A 2308-nucleotide genomic window follows, 5' to 3' on the forward strand; every position below is an offset into this window, starting at 1 on the left:
GAGGGCGTGGAGTGTTTGGGTGTGGTCGCGGGCGATGACGGTGCCGCGGTGGGGGTGGGTGGCGCGGCCTACGGCCAGGGTGTGAGACACAGTGACCAGATCGAGGTCATCGTGACTGGCGAGGTGGTCGTGCAGTCGTCGGGCCTGGGCTCGCAGAGCCGTTTGGGTTTTGGCCGTCAGTACCAGTGGCACCGATTCCTGTGTGTCTGGAGGGTCCGGTGTGGCTTGGGGGGTGTTGGGGGGTTGTTGGAGGATGAGGTGGGCGTTGGTGCCGCTGATGCCGAAGGAGGAGATGGCGGCGGTACGCGGATGCCTGGTCTCGGGCCAGTCGAGGGGCTGGTTCAGTAGTTGTAGGCCGCTGCTGTTCCAGTCGATGTGGGGGGTCGGCTCGGTGATGTGCAGGGTCTGTGGGAGCAGTCCGTGCTTGAGGGCGTGGACCATTTTGATGATGGCGGCGATGCCGGCGGCTGCTTGGGTGTGGCCGATGTTGGATTTGATGGAGCCGAGGAATAGGGGCCGGTTTTGGGGGCGGTTGGTGCCGTAGGTGTTGTGGAGGGCGTGGGCTTCGATGGGGTCGCCGAGGGTGGTGCCGGTGCCGTGGGCTTCCACCGCATCGATGTCTTGAGGCGATAGGTGGGCGTTGGTGAGGGCGGCGCGGATGACGCGTTCCTGGGCGGGTCCGTTGGGTGCGGTGAGGCCGTTGCTGGCGCCGTCCTGGTTGATGGCCGAACCGGGGATGACCGCCAGTACCTGGTGCTCGTTGCGCTCGGCGTCCGACAACCGCTCCAGCAGGACCAGGCCCGCCCCCTCGGCAAGTCCGAAGCCGTCGGCCGAGGCGGAGAAGGGCTTGCAGCGGCCGTCCGGTGCCAGGCCGCGCTGTCTGGAGAACTCGATGAAGGGAAGCGGGGTCGCCATCACCGTCGCGCCCCCTGCCAGCGCCAGAGTGCATTCCCCACGCCGGAGGGCTTGGCAGGCCAGATGCACGGCGACCAGGGATGAGGAGCAGGCGGTGTCGATGGTGATGGCCGCGCCTTCCAGCCCGAGGCTGTAAGCGATCCGGCCGGACGCCACACTCGTGGTGTTGCCGATGAGCAGATACCCCTCGGCGTCGGGTGCGGGGCTGTTGCGCGGACCATAGTTCTGATCTGCCACCCCGGTGAACACCCCGGTGACCGTCCCGCGCAGGCTGGTGGGGTCGATGCCCGCGTTCTCCACGGTCTCCCAGGCCGTTTCGAGAAGGTGCCGCTGCTGAGGGTCGATCGCGGCGGCTTCACGCGGGCTGATCCCGAAGAACGCCTCGTCGAAGCCGCCCGGGTCGTCGAGGAATCCGCCGTGCCGGGTGTAGCAGGTGCCGGGGTGGTCGGGGTCGGGATGGTAGAGCGCGTTGAGGTCCCAGCCCCGGTCGGGACGGAAGGCGCTGATGGCGTCGCGGCCCTCGGCGACCAGTTCCCACAGGCCGTCAGGGCAGCCGACTCCGCCCGGGAACCGGCACCCCATGCCGATGATCGCGATGGGTTCCGTCCGGGCCGCCTCCGCGTCGCGCAACCGCGACCGTGCCTCATGGAGCTCGGCGGACACCCGCTTGAGGTACTCGACCAGCTTCTCCTCGCGAACCATCGGTCATCCCTCCAGACCTCGGTCGATGAGTGCGATGACTTCTTGAGGAGTGGCGGACATGATCCTTTCCAGGGTCGTGTCCGTCTCGTCCGCGGCCGGAAGGCGCGAGAGGATCGCCCGGAGCCGCGCCCTGACCTTCGCCCCTTCCTCGCCGTCGGTGCCCAGCCGCGCAACGGCGTCCTCAAGCGCGTCGAGTTGCGCCGACAGCGGAGTGGCGGCCGCGGGCGCCAATCGCGTCAACAGGTAGGCCGCCACCGCGTTCGGGGTGGGGTGGTCGAAGGCCAGCGTGGCGGGCAGCCGAAGGCCGGTGGCCGTGTTGAGCCGGTTGCGCAGCTCCACGGCGGTCAGCGAATCAAGACCCAGCTCCCGGAAGACGTCCTCGGGGCGGATGACGTCGGCGTCGATATGCCCGAGGACGGCGGCGACCTGGGTACGGACCTGGTCCACGAGAGCGGTGTGCCGTTCCGCCTCGGGAAGCCGAGTGATCCGCTGCTTCAGGGAGCGCGGCCCAGCGGACGTGTTCCGTGTACGGGCCGGCTGTTGGCGGGCGTGCCGGAGCCGAGCCGCGATCGGGCTCGGGTGGGGCGTGGCCAGCGCGGCGTCGAGGAGGGCGAGGGCGGTCGGGGTCGTGAGAGGGGTGACGCCGGCGTTGTGGAGGCGTTGGTGGTCGGTGTGGGTGAGGTGGGTGGTC

At 69.2% G+C, this 2308-nt stretch carries 2 protein-coding genes; both read right to left on the reverse strand.

The window, feature by feature from the left end:
• Nucleotides 1–1617: type I polyketide synthase (locus E1300_RS49060; protein ID WP_207400452.1), on the reverse strand; the 1617-nt coding region annotated here is incomplete at its 3' end.
• A gap of 3 nt (nucleotides 1618–1620) precedes the next feature.
• Nucleotides 1621–2308, reverse strand: a 688-nt coding sequence (locus E1300_RS49065; RefSeq protein WP_242619910.1) for a phosphopantetheine-binding protein, incomplete at its 5' end; no start/stop codon positions are given.

This window comes from Actinomadura fibrosa (assembly GCF_900659615.1).
Classification (GTDB): Bacteria; Actinomycetota; Actinomycetes; order Streptosporangiales; family Streptosporangiaceae; genus Spirillospora; species Spirillospora fibrosa.